The organism is Pseudonocardia aurantiaca (assembly GCF_039526725.1).
In the GTDB taxonomy this organism is placed as follows: domain Bacteria; phylum Actinomycetota; class Actinomycetes; order Mycobacteriales; family Pseudonocardiaceae; genus Pseudonocardia; species Pseudonocardia aurantiaca.
The window spans coordinates 116,614-133,615 of the sequence record NZ_BAAAJG010000015.1; the positions used below are offsets into that span (position 1 = coordinate 116,614).

At 73.4% G+C, this 17,002-nt stretch carries 17 protein-coding genes; 14 read left to right on the forward strand and 3 right to left on the reverse strand.

From position 1 onward, the window contains the following. Window position 1 precedes the first annotated feature (1 nt). Genes ABD143_RS22695 through ABD143_RS22720 form a run of 6 tightly spaced genes read left to right on the forward strand, consistent with a single transcriptional unit; the run spans window position 2 to window position 5,495 of the window. Entirely contained in the window at window positions 2-1,150 is a 1,149-nt protein-coding gene (locus ABD143_RS22695; protein ID WP_343981889.1) for an LLM class flavin-dependent oxidoreductase, read from the forward strand. Then, entirely contained in the window at window positions 1,147-2,289 is a 1,143-nt protein-coding gene (locus ABD143_RS22700; RefSeq protein ID WP_343981893.1) for an LLM class flavin-dependent oxidoreductase, read from the forward strand. The genes ABD143_RS22695 and ABD143_RS22700 overlap by 4 nt, the downstream gene beginning before the upstream one ends. After that, a complete protein-coding gene (locus ABD143_RS22705) occupies window positions 2,286-3,593 on the forward strand; it encodes an LLM class flavin-dependent oxidoreductase (RefSeq protein WP_343981896.1) in 1,308 nt (435 codons plus the stop codon). Before ABD143_RS22700 ends, ABD143_RS22705 begins: the two co-directional genes overlap by 4 nt. Beyond that, entirely contained in the window at window positions 3,590-4,435 is an 846-nt protein-coding gene (locus ABD143_RS22710; RefSeq protein ID WP_343981899.1) for a DUF1684 domain-containing protein, read from the forward strand. The genes ABD143_RS22705 and ABD143_RS22710 overlap by 4 nt, the downstream gene beginning before the upstream one ends. 32 nt (window positions 4,436-4,467) lie before the next feature. Further along, window positions 4,468-4,950, forward strand: a complete 483-nt coding sequence (locus tag ABD143_RS22715) for a flavin reductase family protein (RefSeq protein WP_379659716.1) — start codon at window positions 4,468-4,470, stop codon at window positions 4,948-4,950. After that, a complete protein-coding gene (locus ABD143_RS22720) occupies window positions 4,947-5,495 on the forward strand; it encodes an NAD(P)H-dependent oxidoreductase (RefSeq protein ID WP_343981906.1) in 549 nt (182 codons plus the stop codon). Before ABD143_RS22715 ends, ABD143_RS22720 begins: the two co-directional genes overlap by 4 nt. Here ABD143_RS22720 and sfnG read toward each other — a convergent pair. Then, window positions 5,479-6,633 carry a dimethylsulfone monooxygenase SfnG gene (gene sfnG / locus ABD143_RS22725; RefSeq protein WP_343981908.1) on the reverse strand — a complete coding sequence of 385 codons (1,155 nt, stop codon included), beginning with the start codon at window positions 6,631-6,633 and terminating at the stop codon, window positions 5,479-5,481. The two genes, ABD143_RS22720 and sfnG, sit on opposite strands and share 17 nt — an antisense overlap. Before the next feature lie 284 nt (window positions 6,634-6,917). Then, the gene (locus ABD143_RS22730; protein ID WP_343981912.1) at window positions 6,918-7,409 is read right to left on the reverse strand and encodes a winged helix-turn-helix transcriptional regulator; all 492 of its coding nucleotides are present in this window, start codon (window positions 7,407-7,409) and stop codon (window positions 6,918-6,920) included. A gap of 137 nt (window positions 7,410-7,546) precedes the next feature. Here ABD143_RS22730 and ABD143_RS22735 point away from each other — a divergent pair, with 137 nt between their 5' ends. Genes ABD143_RS22735 through ABD143_RS22745 form a run of 3 tightly spaced genes read left to right on the forward strand, consistent with a single transcriptional unit; the run spans window position 7,547 to window position 10,744 of the window. Continuing rightward, complete coding sequence (locus tag ABD143_RS22735) at window positions 7,547-8,905, forward strand: MFS transporter (RefSeq protein WP_343981915.1); 1,359 nt, start codon at window positions 7,547-7,549, stop codon at window positions 8,903-8,905. Further along, on the forward strand, window positions 8,902-9,840 hold the full coding sequence (locus ABD143_RS22740; RefSeq protein WP_343981918.1) for a ketopantoate reductase family protein: 939 nt from the start codon (window positions 8,902-8,904) through the stop codon (window positions 9,838-9,840). Before ABD143_RS22735 ends, ABD143_RS22740 begins: the two co-directional genes overlap by 4 nt. After that, window positions 9,821-10,744: an MBL fold metallo-hydrolase gene (locus tag ABD143_RS22745; RefSeq protein WP_343981921.1), complete on the forward strand. Its 924-nt coding sequence runs from the start codon at window positions 9,821-9,823 to the stop codon at window positions 10,742-10,744. The genes ABD143_RS22740 and ABD143_RS22745 overlap by 20 nt, the downstream gene beginning before the upstream one ends. A 34-nt stretch (window positions 10,745-10,778) precedes the next feature. Here ABD143_RS22745 and ABD143_RS22750 read toward each other — a convergent pair whose 3' ends face one another. Beyond that, entirely contained in the window at window positions 10,779-11,432 is a 654-nt protein-coding gene (locus ABD143_RS22750; RefSeq protein ID WP_343981924.1) for a helix-turn-helix domain-containing protein, read from the reverse strand. 105 nt (window positions 11,433-11,537) lie between these two features. Between ABD143_RS22750 and glnT the strand changes: the two genes are divergently transcribed. The 5 genes from glnT to ABD143_RS22775 are packed head-to-tail and all read left to right on the forward strand — an operon-like array spanning window position 11,538 to window position 16,970. Beyond that, a complete protein-coding gene (gene glnT, locus ABD143_RS22755; protein WP_343981927.1) occupies window positions 11,538-12,884 on the forward strand; it encodes a type III glutamate--ammonia ligase in 1,347 nt (448 codons plus the stop codon). 12 nt (window positions 12,885-12,896) lie between these two features. After that, window positions 12,897-13,763, forward strand: a complete 867-nt coding sequence (locus tag ABD143_RS22760; protein WP_343981929.1) for a class II glutamine amidotransferase domain-containing protein — start codon at window positions 12,897-12,899, stop codon at window positions 13,761-13,763. Then, window positions 13,751-14,440 (forward strand): GltB/FmdC/FwdC-like GXGXG domain-containing protein, encoded by a 690-nt coding sequence (locus ABD143_RS22765; RefSeq protein WP_343981932.1) that lies wholly within the window; start codon window positions 13,751-13,753, stop codon window positions 14,438-14,440. Before ABD143_RS22760 ends, ABD143_RS22765 begins: the two co-directional genes overlap by 13 nt. An 8-nt stretch (window positions 14,441-14,448) precedes the next feature. Next, a complete protein-coding gene (locus tag ABD143_RS22770) occupies window positions 14,449-15,780 on the forward strand; it encodes an FMN-binding glutamate synthase family protein (RefSeq protein ID WP_343981935.1) in 1,332 nt (443 codons plus the stop codon). A 5-nt stretch (window positions 15,781-15,785) separates the two neighbouring features. Beyond that, window positions 15,786-16,970 carry an NAD(P)/FAD-dependent oxidoreductase gene (locus tag ABD143_RS22775; protein ID WP_343981938.1) on the forward strand — a complete coding sequence of 395 codons (1,185 nt, stop codon included), beginning with the start codon at window positions 15,786-15,788 and terminating at the stop codon, window positions 16,968-16,970. Window positions 16,971-17,002 lie beyond the last annotated feature (32 nt).

Sequence of the window (17,002 nt, forward strand, 5' to 3'; positions counted from 1 at the left end):
CGTGACGCCGCCGCTGTCGATCCTCGACCTCGCTCCGGTGCCCCGCGGTGGGACGGCGGCCGACGCCCTGCGCAACTCGATCGACCTCGCGCGCGTCGCCGAGCGGGCCGGCTACCTGCGCTACTGGGTCGCCGAGCACCACCTCGTGCCCGGGGTGGCGTCGTCGTCCACGCCCGTGCTGGTGGCGCTGATCGCGTCGGCCACCCAACGCATCCGCGTCGGGTCCGGGGCGGTGCAGCTGCCCAACACCCGGCCGCTGCAGGTGGCCGAGCAGTTCGGCACGGTGGCCGCGGTGCACCCGGGCCGGATCGACCTGGGCCTGGGACGACTCGACGTGCACAAGGTTCTGAAGCTGATCCGCGACTCGCAGGCGGCCGGTTCCGGCGAGCCGGGGGCACCGCCGCCCCCGCCACCCTCGAAAGTCGTCGACGGGCTGCTCATCCCCTCGCCCGCCCGGTTTGTCGGCGACCCGTCGATGTTCGGGTTCCTGGGCGCGCTGCTCGGGTTCAGCGCCGACGACCCGCCCCCGGACTACGACGAGCAGGTCGGCGCGATCCTCGACTACCTCGCGGGCACCGCGAAGCGCACCGGCGGGGAGCCGATCACCGTGCTGCCCGCGGAGGGCGCCGACCTCGACGTGTGGGTGCTCGGCTCCAGCCCGGGCGCGAGCGCGCAGGTGGCCGCGGCCCGCGGGCTGCCGTTCGCGGCGAGCTACCACATCGTGCCGAGCACCGTCCTCGAGACGATCGCGGCGTACCGGGACGCGTTCCGGCCGTCCGAGCGGCTGGCCGCGCCGCGCGTGATGGTGTCGGCCGACGTCGTCGTGGCCGAGACCGACGAGCGGGCCGCCGAGCTGGCCGCGCCGTACGGGCAATGGGTGCTCGACATCCGCTCCGGGCGCGGCGCGCAGCCCTACGTCACGTCGGAGGAGGCGCGGGCGCGGGTGTGGACCGAGCAGGAGCGCGCCGCCGTCGCCGACCGGGTGGGCACCCAGTTCGTCGGTTCGCCCGCCACCGTCGTGGAACGTCTGGAGACCCTCGCTCGCGTCACCGGGGCCGACGAGCTGCTGGTCACGACCATCACCACCGAACACGCCGACCGCGTCCGCAGCACTGAGCTGCTCGCGCAGGCCTGGAGGGAGAGAGCATGAGCCCGTTCACGGAGGCGCGGATGCACCTCGCCGTGGAGCTCAAGGGGGCCGGGCGGCACCCGGCCGCGGCCCAGTGGGCGGGGCTCGACCCGGCGTCGCTGCTCACCCCGCAGCACTACGTCTCGCTGACGAGGGCCGCGGCGCGCCGCGGCCTCGACCTCGCGCTGTTCCCGGACACCTTCGTCGCAGGCGAGCCCGTGCTCGACGCGGTCGCGATCGCGGCGCGCGTGGCGCCGGTCGTGCCGGGGATCGGGCTCGTGCCCACAGCGACTGTCACGCACACCGAGCCGTTCCACCTGTCCAAGGCGATCGCGACCCTCGACATCGTCTCGGGCGGGCAGGCCGGGTGGGAGCCCACGGTCTCCAGGACTCCGGCCGAGGCCGCGCTGTTCGGGCGCAAGCCCGCCGCGGCGCCGGACGTGCTGTGGCGCGAGGCCGCCGACACCGTCGACGTGGTGGTGCGGCTGTGGGACTCCTGGGACGACGACGCCGTGATCCGCGACGCCGCCACCGGCCGTTACGTGGACCGCGACAAGCTGCACTACGTCGACTTCACGGGTGAGTTCTTCTCCGTGAAGGGGCCGTCGATCACCCCGCGGCCGCCACAGGGGCACCCGCTGGTCGTGCTGCGCGCCGACGAGCCCGAGGCGCTGCCCGTGGCCGCGCGTTGGGCGGACGTCGTGCGGATCGCGGCACCAGACCTGGACGCGGCGGGCGTCGCCCGGGAGCGGGTGCGGGCCGCCGTGGCCGGCGCCGGGCGCGACCCGGACGATGTGACGGTGCTGCTCGACGTCGAGGTGCACCTAGCGGCCGACGCCCACCGTGCCCGCGCGGACGTCGCCGAGCTGGACGCCCGCGCTGCGCTGGAACCGTCGTCGGTGCGGGTCACCGGCACCGCGACCGACCTCGCCGACCTGCTCGGCCGGGCCGTGCGACTGGGGGCGGCGGACGGCGTCACGTTCGTGCCGCTCGTGCTGCCGGCCGACCTGGGCGCGATTGCCGACCAGGCCGTGCCGCTGCTGGCCGGGCGGGGCCTGTTCCGCACCGGCCGGTCGGGCGGTTCACTGCGGTCACGTTTCGGCCTGGGCCGGCCGGTCAACTCGTTCGCGCCGTCGACCGTTGGGGGAGCACAGTCGTGAGCAGGAAGCAGATCCACTTCGGCGCGCACTTCCCGGGTGTCAACAACACGACGGTCTGGAGCGATCCCCAAGCCGGCAGCCAGACCGACTTCGCGTCGTTCGTCCACTTCGCGCAGAACGCCGAGCGTGGTCTGATGGATTTCGTGTTCCTCGCCGAGGGGCTGCGGCTGCGCGAGCACCGCGGGGTGATCCACGACCTCGACGTCGTCGGGCGCCCGGACACGTTCACGGTGCTCAACGCGATCGCCGCCGTCACGACCCACCTCGGCCTCGCCGGCACGATCAACACCACCTTCAACGAGCCCTACGAGCTCGCGAAGCAGTTCGCCTCCCTCGACCACCTCTCCGGGGGCCGGGCCGCGTGGAACATGGTCACCACGTCCGACGCGTTCACGGGCGAGAACTTCCGCCGCGGCGGTTTCCTGGACCGTGCCCATCGCTACGAGCGGGCGGCCGAGGTCGTCGCCGTGACGAGATCCCTGTGGGACTCCCGCGGCGAGCCCGTCGAGCACCACGGCCGGCAGTTCGACGTGAGTGGCCGCTTCCCGCTGCCGCCGGGACCGCAGGGGCACCCGGTGCTGATCCAGGCGGGCGACTCCGCGGAGGGCCGCGACTTCGCGGCCGCCACCGCCGACGCGATCTTCACGCTGCACGGAACGTTGGAGGCCGGGCAGGCGTTCTATGCGGATGTGAAGGGCAGGCTCCCCAGGCACGGGCGCAGCGAGCAGGACCTCAAGGTGCTGCCCGGGGTGACGTTCGTGCTCGGCGACACCGACGCCGAGGCCCAGGACACCGCCGACCACATCCGTCGTCAGCAGGTCTCGCCGCCCACGGCGATCGCGTTCCTCGAACAGATCTGGGGGCGCGACCTCTCCGGCTACGACCCCGACGGGCCGCTGCCCGACGTCGAGCCGGACGTCGACAACGTCTCGATCACGCTCGGCCGCGTGCGGCACGCCAAGGACCCGCGTGCGGTCGCGCAGGAGTGGCGCGACTTCGCAGCGGCGGGGGGCGGGCTGTCGATCCGCCAGATCGTGATCGAGAAGACCGGTCGCCAGTCGTTCATCGGCTCGCCCAAGACGGTGGCCGACCAGATGGACCTGTTCGTCCAGAGCAACGCCTGTGACGGTTTCATCCTCGTGCCGCACCTGACCCCTGGCGGGCTCGACCGCTTCGTCACCGACGTCGTGCCCGAGCTGCAGGACCGCGGCAGCTACCGCACCGCCTACCCCGGCCCGACGCTGCGTGACCACCTCGGCCTGCGCCACCCGCACGCACCGCTGACCGCACAGGAGAGCGCATGACAAGCACGGTTTCCGGCCCGAACGCGTCCAGCACCGCAGCCACGTTTGCGCAGGACTGGGCGGTCTGGCACGCCGACCGCGAGGAGCAGCTCGCCACCCCGCACGGCTGGCTGAGCCTCACCGCCCTGCACTGGCTCGACGAGACAACGCGCGCCTACGACGGCCTGCCCGGCACCTGGCGGGCCACCGGCGACGGCGGCGTCGAGCTGACCGCCGACGGTGACGCGGTGCTCGACACGGAGCTCGATGGGGCCCCGGTGACCGGCACGGTGCGGCTGGAGCCGGTCGACGGGCAGCCCGGAGTACTAGTGACGGTCGGCGAGCGGAAGATCGAGGTCATCCGGCGCACCGACACCTACGCGCTGCGCGTGCGCGACCCGCAGGCGATCACCCGCACCGCGTTCGCCGGCGCCCCGGCGTTCCCCGCGGACGAGCGCTGGGTCGCGGAGGGCCGGTTCGAGCCCTACGCCGAGCCGCAGCGTCTCACCGTCGGCGCCGTCGTGGACGGGCTGCAGCACTTCCCGGTGGCCGTCGGCGTCGTCCGGTTCACCCTCGAGGGCGCCGAGCACTCACTCGTCGCATTCCCCGGCAAGGACGGCGGCCTGTCGCTGCACTTCCACGACGCCACCTCGGGCGAGAGCACCTACGGCGGGGGGCGCAGCCTCCGGCTCGACGACCCGGACGCCGACGGCCGTGTCACCGTCGACTTCAACCGGACGCTCAACCTGCCGTGCGCATTCACTGCCCACGCCACCTGCCCGCTCCCACCGGCCGGGAACCGGCTGACCGTGGCCGTCGAGGCGGGGGAGCGCACGCCGCTGCGGCCCGACCTCGCGCCGTGAACCCCACCGACATCACCGTCGACCCCGCGGCGATGCGGGACGTGCTCGGGCACTTCGCGTCGGGTGTCGTGGTGGTGACGGCGACGGGCCCGGATGGCCCTCTCGGGTTCACCTGCCAGTCGTTCGCATCGCTGTCGCTGGAGCCCCCGCTGGTCTCGTTCGCGCCGGCGCGGACGTCGTCGACGTGGCCGCGGATACGCGAGGCCGGCGCGTTCTGTGTGAACGTGCTGGCCGAGGACCAGGAGGCGCTCAGCGTGGGCTTCGCCCGCTCCGGAGTCGACAAGTTCGCGGGCGTGGACTGGTGGCCGGGGCCCGACGACGCGCCGCTTATCGGCGGGGCCTGCGCGTGGATCGGCTGCACGCTCTGGCGTGAGTACGACGGGGGCGACCACACGATCGTCGTCGGGCAGGTCCACGACCTCGCCGCCGACGCCTCCCGGTCACCGCTGCTGTTCCACCGGGGCGGCTACGGTCTGGCCCGGCCCGACGACTGCTCGCAGGAGGAGAACGGATGACCGGCGTGAACGTGCTCGGTGTCGTCGCAGGACCCGAGCCGGGTGGCCGCACCGCGACCGCCGTGGCCGGGGTGCTGGCCGGCGCGGCGAAGGTGGGGGCGTCGACCTCGCTGCTGGAGCTGAGCGAGTCCGGGGCCGACGCCGTGATCGCGGCGTTCGCCACCACCGACGCCGTGGTGTTCGGCAGCCCGGTCTACCGCGCCACCTACAGCGCGCTGCTCAAGGACCTGCTGGAGCGCACCGAACGCGGGAAGTGGGGGGAGAAGAGCGCCCCGCTGCAGGGCAAGGTCGCCGCCACCGTGCTGACGGGGGCGAGCGGGCACCACTTCCTCGCCGTGGGCGACCTGCGGAACGTCCTCGCCGGGTTCTTCGCGGTGCAGGTGCTCTCGCCGGGGCTGTACTTCGACCACGGCGGCTACGTCGACCGCTCCACGCTGACCGAGGACAGCGCCGCCCTCGCGGCGGCACACGGGGCGGCGCTGGCGGATCTGGCGGCAGCGGTGAAGTCCTCGGAAGCCCTGCAGGCGATCACGCCGCAGGTGTAGGACCCGGCACTGATTGCAGCAAAGCCTCCGGGCTGCGGGCGTCGAGCTCTGCCTCCTTCTCCCGGATGATCGGGAGTACGTGCCGGCCGAAGTACTCGACCTCCTCCTGGAAGTGCAGGAAGCCGAGCAGCAGCAGGTTGGCGCCGCGGCGCTTGTACTCGACGGCGCGGTCGGCGATCTGCTCCGGCGTGCCGATCAGCTGCGTGCGGAAACCGTCGTTGTACTGGACGAGGTCCTCGAACGTGGAGTCCGCCCACATGCCGCGCTTGTCCGAGGTGGACGCCCCGGCTTGTTGCACGGCGCTGCGGAAGCCCTCGACGGCGTCGCTGTTGGCCTTCGCGATGATCTCGCGGAGTGTCTCGCGGGCCTCGCGCTCGGAGTCCCGGGCGATCATGAACCCGTTGAGCGCGAACCGCACGGCGCCCGCCCGGCCTGCGTCCTCGGCGTGCTGGTTGACCTCGGTGACCTGCTCGGAGAAGCCGTCGAAGTCCTTGCCGTTGGAGAAGTACCAGTCGGAGACGCGCCCGCCGTTGCGCCGGGCGGCGGTGGAGTTGCCGCCCTGGAAGATCTCCGGGTGCGGGCGGCCGGGGACGTCGAGCGGCTTCGGCTTCAGGTCGAAGTCGTGGATCCGGTAGAAGTCGCCCTGGAAGTTCGCGTTGTCACTCGTCCAGATCTCGCGCAGCACCCGGATGAACTCCTCGGAGCGGCGGTAACGCTCGTCGTGCTCGAGCCACGGCTCGCCGAGCGCGGTGAACTCGCCCTTGAACCAGCCGCTCACGACGTTGACGGCCGCGCGGCCGCCGGACAGGTGGTCGGCGGTGGCGACCCACTTGGCGAGGACGCCGGGCTGCCAGAGCCCGGGGTGCACGGCGGCGATGACCTTGAGCCGTTCGGTGGCCAGCAGCAGGGCGAGGGAGAAGCTTGTCGACTCGTGCTGGTGGTCGGCCCCGTAACTGGCCATGTAGCGAACCTGGGACAGCGCGTACTCGAAACCGTTGTTCTCCGCGGTCTGCGCGAGCTTGCGGTTGTAGTCGTACCCCCAGTCGGTGCGCTGCTCGATGGTGCTGGTCACGAGGCCACCGCTGACGTTCGGCACCCAGTAGGCGAACTTCAGGGGGGCAGGTCGGGTTCGGGACATGGCTCTCCTCGGATCGGGAGGTGCGCGGGTAGTCCGGCGGACGCGCGGTCAGCAGGCCGGACCGCAGGGCGTGACGCACGTGGGGCACGCGGCGGGCCGTAGGCACGCGGGAGCGGCGGCAGGCGTCACGCTCTCGAATACAGCACACCCCGCGGGCCTTCGCCAGGAGATCCCACATGGAGGAACATCGCCTGCTGAGCTGCACGGACAATTGCCGGGTCAGGGTGTCGCCTGGTCAGGGTTTCGCCTGGTCAGGGTTTTGCCGGGTCGGCCGGTCAGGCGGGTCAAGCCACCGGCTCGGCGAGCGGCACGGGTTCGGGCGAGCGCCACGGGCGCCGCCAGCCCAGGTCGCTGCGCCGCAGGGGGGCGCCGCATGCGTCGCAGCCGCGGCCCGGCCGGGTGGGCTCACCGCAACCGAGGTGCACCACCTGCATCGGGTCGGTCGGTTCGGCGGAAGCCGTGTACCGGGCCCCCCACTCGCCGAGTGCCTCGAGCACCGGCAGCGCGTCGGCGCCTGCCTGCGTGAGCCGGTACTCCTCGCGGGTACGGCCCCCGTCCCGGTAGGGCCTGCGGACGAGCAGCCCGGCGTCGACGAGCCGGGCGAGGCGGGCGGCGAGCACGTTGTCGGCGATCCCGAGCTCGGCGCGGAACACGTCGAAGCGCGTGGTGCCGGTGGTGGCGTTGCGCAGGATCAGCAGCGTCCACGGCTCGCCGAGCACGTCGACGGCCCGTGCGATCGGGCAGGGCACGCCCGTCCAGCTGGTGCGTCGGCTCACGGGCCCCTCCTACAGTGCTGGCTTGCTCTACGCAAGCCGAGTGTGCCACGCCAGACTCTGGCTTGTTCAGCGAAAGTCAGTTGGCTACTGTCGGGAGGCATGCCTGACTCCCGTGTCGCAAGTCAGCGGGGCCGCACGTGAGGGCGCGGGTGGCGGTCGTCGCGTTCACCGCGGTGTTCATGGCGAACCTCGATCTCTGGATTGTCAACGTCGCGCTCGTCGACATGGGCCGCAGTTTGGACAGCTCGATCGCGGTGCTGTCCTGGGTGGTCAACGCCTACGCGCTGGCGCTCGCCGCGTTCCTGGTGCCCGCAGGGCGCCTGGGTGACCGCTTCGGGCACCGGCGGGTGTTCCTCGGCGGCATCGCCGGGTTCACCCTCGCCTCGGCGGCATGCGCTGCGGCGCCGGACGTGGCGCTGCTGGTGGTCGCGCGGCTCGTCCAGGCGGTGGGGGCCGCAGCGCTGGTGCCGACGTCGCTCGCGCTGCTGCTCGCGAGCGTGGAGCCGGGACGGCGGATGGCTGCTGCCCGCGGGTGGACGGCCGTCGGCGCCCTCGCCGCCGTGGCCGGGCCGGTGCTCGGCGGGCTGCTCGTCACCGCGAGCTGGCGGTGGGTGTTTCTCGTGAACATCCCGATCGGCGTCGGCGCCTGGCTGCTGGCCCGTTTCGCGCTCCCCGCCGACCGCGCCCGCGCCGCCGGGCCGGTCCCCGATCTGGCCGGAAGCATCCTGCTCGTCCTCGCCGTCGGCGCCCTCGTCGGCGCGCTCGTGCAGGCCCCCGAGTGGGGCTGGCTCGATGCCAGGACGCTCGCCGTGCTGGGGCTCGCAGCCGCGGGCTGGGCCGGGTTCGTGCTGCGCTGCAGGTCGCACCCCGCTCCGTTGCTGGAGCTACCGCTGATGCGCGTGCCGCGGTTCGCGGCCGCGAACGTGGCCGTGTTCCTGTTCAGCACGTCGTTCGCGATCATGCTGCTGTCCAACTCGTTGTGGTGCCAGGACGTCTGGCACTACCCGCCGCTGCTCACCGGGCTCGCGATGGTGCCTGGGCCGGCGCTCGTGCCCGTCGTGACGATCGCGTCCGCACGGCTCGTGCGCAGGCTCGGAGCGGGACCGGTCGCCGCGGCCGGGAGCGTCGTGTTCGCCGTGTCCCTGCTGTGGCGGGTGCTCTTCGCCGGCGCCGAGCCGGACTACCTGCGCGACCTGCTCCCGAGCATGCTGCTGAGCGGCGCCGGCGTCGGTCTCGCGCTCAGCACGCTCATCGCCGCCGGAGCCACCGCTCTCCCCGGCCACCACGCGGCCACGGGCACCGCCATCGTCAACTCCGCACGCCAGGTCGCCTCGGCACTCGGCGTCGCGGTGCTCGTCACGATCCTCGGCCCCGCCACCGCGAACGTCGCGGGCTATACAGCAGGCTGGGCGGTGGGCGCGGCGCTCGCACTCGCTGCGGCGGCGGCGAGCCTGGTGCTCGCCCGCGCCCCGCAGGAACAGGAGGTAGGGACATGAAGATCCTCGTGGTCGGGGCGGGTGCCACCGGCGGCTGGTACGGAGCGAGGCTCGCGGCCGCCGGCCGGGACGTCACGTTCCTCGTCCGGGCGGGCCGGGTCGCCGTGCTGCGGGAGCGCGGGTTGCGGCTCACGGGCGCGGACGACGAGGTCATCACACCCCGGACGGTCACGGCCGCCGAGCTCGACGGCCCGTACGACGTAGTGCTGGTGGCAGTGAAGGCGCTCGCGCTGGAGCAGGCGACCGAGGACTTCGCGCCCGCCGTCGGCCCGGACACGATGGTCGTCCCGTTCCTCAACGGCATGGCCCACGTCGACACGCTGACCGCGCGGTTCGGCGACCGCGTGCTCGGCGGAGTCATCCGGATCGCTACGACCGTCGGCCAGGACGGGGAGATCGTGCGGCTCGCGCCGTTCGCCGACCTCACCGTCGGGGAGCTCGACGGCTCGGACTCGCCACGGGTGAAAAAGCTCGTCGCGCAGCTCGCCGCAGCCGGCTTCGACGTCGTGCAATCTCCGGCGATCGTCGCCGACCTCTGGAACAAGTGGGTCTTCATCGCCACGGTCGGCGCGCTGAACTGCCTGGCCCGCGGCACCGTCGGCGAGATCGTCGCCGAGCCGGGCGGGACCGAGCTGGGCCCGGCATTGCTCGCAGAGGCCGCGGCCGTCGCCGCCGCCGGGGGGTACCCGCTGCCCGACGCGGAGCTGGCGAACACGGCGGCGATGACCACCCGGGTGGGGTCGTCGTTCGCGTCGTCGATGTACCGCGACGTCGTCGCCGGGCTCCCGACCGAGGTGGAGCCCATCCTCGGCGACCTCGTCGCGCGGGCCCGGGAGCTGCGCGTCCCCGTGCCGCTGCTCGATGTGGCCACCCTGCAGCTGCGGGTGCACCAGCGGCGGGTGGAGCATCGGGCACATGGCGCTTCCACCACCTGATCTGATCGAGCTCGTCCCAGGCGTCTTCGCCTACGTCCAGCCCGACGGGAGCTGGATGGTCAACAACACCGGCGTGGTCACCGGGCGGGCCGGCGAGCTCGTGATGGTCGACACCACGTCGACCGAGGCGCGCAACCGCGCGCTGCTGGAGACGGTCGCCCGGATCAGCCCTGGTGCGCCGCGGGCCCTGGTGAACACCCACCACCACGGCGATCACACGTTCGGCAACTGGCTGCTGCCCACCGGAACGCCGATCATCGGCCACGTCCTGTGCCGGGAGGACGTGCTCGCCGCCGGGCTGGTCGCCGCCCACGTGCTGACCGGCCCGGACTACGGGCACATCGAGGTCCGCCCGCCGGACGTCACGTTCAGTGGCGCCATGACGCTGCACCTGGGCGACCGGGCCGTCGAGCTGATCCACGTGGGGCCCGCGCACACACGCAGCGACGTGGTCGTCTGGCTGCCGGACGAGCGGGTGCTGTTCGCCGGCGACATCGCGTTCGCGGGCGGTCAGCCGTTCCTCGTCGAGGGGAGTGTGGCGGGCTACCCGGTGGCGCTGGCGCGGATCCGCGAGCTGGAGCCCGAGGTGCTGGTGCCCGGCCACGGGCCGGTGTGCCGGGGCGGCGAGGTCACCGCGCTGCTCGACGGCCTCGGCGAGTACGCCGCGTTCGTCGACGCGCTCGCCCGCGACGGGCACGCCGCCGGCCGGACCCCGCTGGAGACCGCCACCGCGGCGCCGGACAACCGGTTCGCCGCGTGGCAGGAGAGCGAGCGGCTGGTGGGCAACCTGCACCGCGCCTACTCGGAGCTGAACGGCGACCCGCTCGGCACCCCGCTCCCACTTCCGGCGATCTGGCCGGACATGGTCGCGTTCCACGGCGGCCCGATCGGCTGCTTCGCCTGACGCCGGCACGAGATCCCCGCGGCAGCCGTCCTCGCTAGCGCTCCCCGTCGCCGTACGCCACGACGGACAGGAACCGGATCGGCAGGTCCACGAGCTCCTGCGGGCCGTGCGCACCCTCGCCGTCGAGCTGCAGCGCGTCGCCGGGCCGCAGCGGGTAGCTGAGCTCACCGTGCCCGTAGACCATCTCGCCCTCGAGCATGAAGAGCAGCTCGGTGCCCGGGTGCTGGAACAGCGGGAAGACCTCGCTGCGCTCGGTCAGCGTCACGATGTGGGCCTCCATCCGCCTGTGCGGGCCGCGCAGGCCGCCGAGCAGCGTGTAGTCGTGGCCCACGCGAGTGCCGCGGGCCACGATCCGCGCTCCGGCCCCGGCCGGCGTGTGCACGGCCTCCCGCTCGCTGTCCGCGCCGCGGAACAGCGCGGTGGGCGGCACGTCGAGGGCGTCGGCGAGGCGGGTCAGCGTGGTCAGGCTGCACGACGTCTGGGCGTTCTCGATCTTCGAGAGCATCGGCTTCGAGATCCCGGAACGCAGCGACAGGTCGCTGAGCGTGAGCCCGCGCCCCTGCCGCAGATGCCGGACCTGCGCCCCGAGGATGCGCTCCAACTGCCCCTCGACCGGCGCCGGCCGGTCGACCTCCCGCGCAGCCGGGCCGTGTTCCACCGGCAGCTCGACCGGCTCATCGGCGTCCATCACTCGCTCGTCACACGGCGATACATCGCGGTAACACCTCGACTGTTTCTCCATGAGAGATTGCGTTTCACAGCAAGATACCGGCTTCCGACCGAGGAGTCCCTGATGGCGCTCGACGTGACCGATCCGCCGGCCCAGGCGACCGCGGCGACCGGGACAGACTTGGTCGCGATGGCGCGCGCGGACGGCGTCCAGTTCCTGCTCGCGCTCTTTGTCGACCTGACGGGGAAGCCGTGCGCCAAGCTGGTGCCCGTCAGCGCCGCGGACGCGCTGCAGCACGAGGGCGTCGGGTTCGCCGGGTACGCGGTGGGCGCGATCGGGCAGCAGCCCAGCGACCCGGACCTGATCGCGCTCCCCGACCTCGCCTCGTACACGCCGCTGCCGTGGGTGCGCGACGGGCTGGCGCTCGTGCACTGCGACCCGCACGTCGCCGGCGAGCCGTGGCAGTACGCGCCACGCGTGGTGCTCAAGGCGCTGCTCGAGCGGGCCCGCGCCGAGGGCCTGGACCTGCAGGTCGGGGCGGAAGTGGAGTACTTCCTGGTCACCCGGGGCGCAGACGGCACGCTCGTCCCCGCCGACGTGAAGGACGTGGCCGCGCAGCCCTGCTACGACGCCCGCGGGCTCACCCGCATGTACGACCACCTCACCGCGGTGTCGGGGGCGATGAACGCGCTGGGCTGGGGCAACTACGCCAACGACCATGAGGACGCCAACGGGCAGTTCGAGCAGAACTTCGCCTACGCCGACGCCCTCACCACGGCCGACCGCGTGGTCACCGCGCGGTACCTGATCTCGGTGCTCGCCGAGCAGCGGGGGATGACCGCGACCTTCATGCCCAAACCGTTCGGCGACCGCACCGGGAGCGGGCTGCACCTGCACCTGTCGCTCTGGCGTGGCGGCGAGCCGCTCTTCCCCGACGCCGCCGACGCCCGCGGGTTCGGGCTCTCCGGCACGGCCTACGCGTTCCTCGCCGGGATCCTCGACCATGCCGCCGGCCTGCAGGCCGTGCTCGCCCCGACCGTCAACTCCTACAAGCGCACCGGCGCGCGGTCCACGCGGTCCGGCGCGACCTGGTCACCCCGGTTGGCAAGCTACGGAGGCAACGACCGCACGCACCTCGTGCGGATCCCGGACGGCGACCGCATCGAGGTGCGCGGCGGGGACGGCTCCGCCAACCCGTACCTCGCGGCGGGCGCGCTGCTCGCCGCCGGGCTCGACGGGATCGGCCGCGGCCTCGACCCCGGTCCGGCCGGTTCCGGGGTCACCGAGCTGCCGCCGACGCTGCTCCACGCCGTCGACGCGCTGCGCGCCGACCCCGTGGTGGCTGGGGCGCTCGACGCGGCGGGGCCCGGGGTCTGCGACTACTTCGCCGGGCTCAAGCGCGAGGAGTTCCTCGACTGGCACGCCGCGGTGGGCCCGTGGGAGGTCGACCGCTACCTGACGGCGTTCTGAAAGGGGAGGGCTGTGTGCGGGATCGTGGGGCTGCACCTGCGTGACCCCGGGCTGCACCCGCAGCTCGGCCGACTGCTCACCACCATGCTGTGCGGGGTCGAGGAGCGCGGCCCCGACTCGGCCGGCGTGGCCGTGTACGGCGATCGGCGCCGCTGCCCCGAGGGGCACGCCGCGGTGTCGGTGCTCGACGCCCCGCCCGATCTGGCGGTGCTCGGCGCAACCGTGACGAGGGTCGGTGCCACCACGGTCGTCACCGCGCCGGGGGAGCCTGCCGTGCTCGCCGCCGCGGTGCTGGCCGCCGCACCCGGGGCGCGGATCGTCGGCACCGGCCGCGACCTCGTCGTCTACAAGGGCACCGGACACCCGCGAGCCCTCGCCGCCGCCTACGGGCTCGCCGACGCGCAGGGCTGGCAGGGCCTCGCGCATACCCGCATGGCCACGGAGTCTGCGGTGACCCCGGAAGGCTGCCACCCGTTCTCGGTCGGCGAGGACCAGTGCCTCGTCCACAACGGCTCGTTCGCCAACCACGCCACGATCCGCCGGGAGCTTCAGGCCGACGGCGTGGTGTTCGACTCGGAGAACGACTCCGAGGTGGGCGCCCGGTTCGTCGCGGCCCGGCTGGCCGCGGGCGAGGACCTGGACAAGGCCCTGCGGATGGTGTGCGAGCGGTTCGACGGGTTCTACACACTGCTCGTGACCACCGGCGACGGGTTCGCCGTGGTGCGCGACCGCATCGCGTGCAAGCCCGCGATCATCGCCGAGACCCCGCGCTGGGTGGCGATGGCGTCGGAGTTCCGGGCGCTCGCCGACCTGCCCGGCATCGACGGCGCGCGGATCTGGGAGCCCGAGCCGGAACAGGTGTACGCGTGGGCGCGGTGAGCACGTCGGTGTGCGTCGACCTCGCCGAGGTCGGGGTGCGCGCCCTGAATGCCGAGCTGCACGCGCCGGCCGCCACCGCATACGAGGTGTGCAACCCGCGCGGCGCGCACGCGATCGCCGCGGGGCTCCGCCACCCGGTCACCGTCGACGTGCTGGGGCACGCGGGCTACTACTGCGCCGGCATGAACGCCGAGGCCACGGTCACGGTGCAGGGCAGCGCGGGCGTGGGCGTCGCGGAGAACATGATGTCCGGCGTCGTCCGGGTGCGCGGCGACGCGTCCCAGTCGGCCGGGGCCACCGCGCACGGCGGGCTGCTCGTCGTGGAGGGCAGCGCTTCCATGCGCTGTGGCATCTCGATGAAGGGCGCCGACATCGTCGTGGGGGGAGACGTCGGCGCGATGAGCGCGTTCATGGCGCAGGCGGGGCGGCTGGTCGTCTGCGGGGACGCGGGCGAGGCGCTGGGCGACTCGATCTACGAGGCCCGGCTCTACGTCAGGGGCTCGGTGGCGTCGCTCGGCGCCGACTGCGTCGAGAAGCCGGTGCGCGGCGAGCACCGGGCCGAGCTGGCCGGGCTGCTCGCCGCCGCGGGGTTCGACGCCGATCCGGGTGAGTTCCGCCGCTACGGCTCCGCGCGGCGGCTGTACCACTTCGCGTCCGGCAACTCGCACGCGTACTGAGGAGGGACATGAGCATCGACCCCGCCCTGGATCCGGCGCTGTTCGGCCTGCGCGAGTCGGCCACGTTCGACCGCGCGACCATCGCCGGCATCCAGCGCGCCGCCGAGACCGGCGTGTACGACATCCGTGGCTGGGGCGCGAAACGCCGCGTGCCGCACTTCGACGACCTGCTGTTCCTCGGCGCCAGCATGTCCCGCTACCCGCTCGAGGGCTACCGCGAGCTGTGCGGCAGCGACGTCGTGCTCGGCGACCGGAACGCCACCTCCCCGGTGCGCCTCGACATCCCGGTCACGATCGCCGGGATGAGCTTCGGCGCGCTCTCCGCGCAGGCGAAGGAGGCGCTCGGGCGCGGAGCCTCGGAGGCCGGCACGTCCACGACCACCGGGGACGGTGGGATGACCCCGGAGGAGCGGGGCCACTCGAAGACGCTCGTCTACCAGTACCTGCCCAGCCGATACGGGATGAACCCCAACGACCTGCGCGCAGCCGACGCGATCGAGGTGGTGCTCGGGCAGGGCGCCAAACCGGGCGGCGGGGGGATGCTGCTCGGGCAGAAGATCGACGAGCGCGTCGCGGGGATGCGCACGCTCCCGCCGGGCATCGACCAGCGCAGCGCGTGCCGGCATCCGGACTGGACCGGCCCGGACGACCTCGCGATCAAGATCCTGGAGCTGCGCGAGATCACCGACTGGGAGAAGCCCGTCTACGTCAAGGTCGGCGCCACGCGGACCTACTACGACGTGAAGCTCGCCGTCGCCGCAGGCGCGGACGTCGTCGTGGTCGACGGGATGCAGGGCGGCACCGCCGCCACGCAGGACGTGTTCATCGAGCACGTCGGCATCCCCACCCTCGCGGCGCTGCCGCAGGCCGTGCAGGCGCTGCAGGAGCTGGGGCTGCACCGGAAGGTCCAGCTCGTCGTCTCCGGGGGCATCCGCACCGGCGCCGACGTGGCGAAGGCGATGGCGCTGGGCGCCGACGCGGTGGCGGTCGGCACGGCCGCGCTCATCGCGCTCGGCGACAACTCGCCGCGCTACGCGCAGGAGTACGCCGCGCTCGGCTCGGCGCCGGGCTTCTACGACGACTACCAGGACGGCCGCGACCCCGCCGGGATCACGACCCAGGACCCGGAGCTGGCGGCCCGGCTCGACCCGGTGGACGGCGGCCGCCGGGTGGCCAACTACCTGCGCGTGCTCACGATGGAGGCCCAGGCCATCGCGCGGGCGTGCGGGAAGGCGCACCTGCTGCACCTGGAGCCCGAGGATCTCGTGGCCGTGACGATCGAGGCGGCGGCGATGGCACGGGTGCCGCTGGCCGGGACCAACTGGGTGCCGGGCACGTGACCCACGTGAGCACCGCGGACGTCGTGATCGTCGGCGGCGGCATCGCGGGCGCCGCCGCCGCGTGGGCGCTCGCGCGGCACGGCACGACCGACGTGATCGTCTGCGAGCGGGACACCGTCGGCTCCGGCGGCACCGGCAAGTCGAGCGGCGTGGTGCGGTGCCACTACGGCGTGCCGTCACTCGCCGCGATGGCCTGGAAGGGCCTCTCGGTGTTCGAGAACGCGCTGGACGTGCTCGGCGACGACGTCGGGTTCGTGCCGGCCGGGTACGTCGTCGGCGTCGGTCCCGACAACGCCGACGCCCTGCGCGCCAACCTCGCCACCCAGCGCGCGCTCGGCGTCGCGGCGGAGGAGGTCGGCCACGACGAGGTGGAGCGGCTGTGGCCGGCGGCCCGTCTCGACGACTTCGCGGCGTTCGGGTGGGAGCCGCGCGGCGGGTACGGCGATGCGTACCGCACCGCCCAGGCCTTCGCCGCCGCGGCCCGGCGCGAGGGCGTGCGCGTACGGCAGGGCACCTCGGTGACGGGGCTGCTCGTCGACGCGGCGGGTGTGCGTGGTGTCCGGCTGGGGTCGGGGCAGGAGATCGCCACCCGCACGGTCGTGGTGGCGGCCGGGCCGTGGTCGGTCGGGCTGCTCGCGTCGCTGGGGATCGAGCTGCCCGTCCGGGCGGTGCGCGAGCAGATCGTGCTGGTCGCACCGGGGGCCGACCTCAGGGGCGTGCCGGTGTTCTCCGACCTCGTGTCGTTGCAGTACGTGCGCCCGGAACCGGAGGGCCAGCTCCTCGTCGGCAACAGCGATCTGAGCCGCCCCGAGCCCGCCGACCCCGATCGTTACCCGGACCGCGCCGACCCCGCGTTCGTCGAGGCGACAGTCGAGAAGGTGGCACAGCGGTTCCCCGGCCTCCCCGACCCTGCGGTGACCGGAACCTACGCGGGCTGCTACGACGTCACCCCCGACTCCAACCCGGTGATCGGGCCCACCGGAGTCGACGGGCTGTTCGTGGCGGCGGGGTTCTCCGGGCACGGCTTCAAGATCTCGCCCGCCGTGGGGGAGCTGCTGGCCGACCTCGTGCTCGACGGGCGCAGCCGCGACCCAACCGTGCCGGAGCACGACTTCCGGCTCTCCCGCTTCGCTGAGGGCGACCTGCTCGTGAGCCCGCACCCCTACGCGGGAGCGGGCGGGATCCGCTGACGCGCCGACGCCCGACGCGCCGGCCGTCGGCG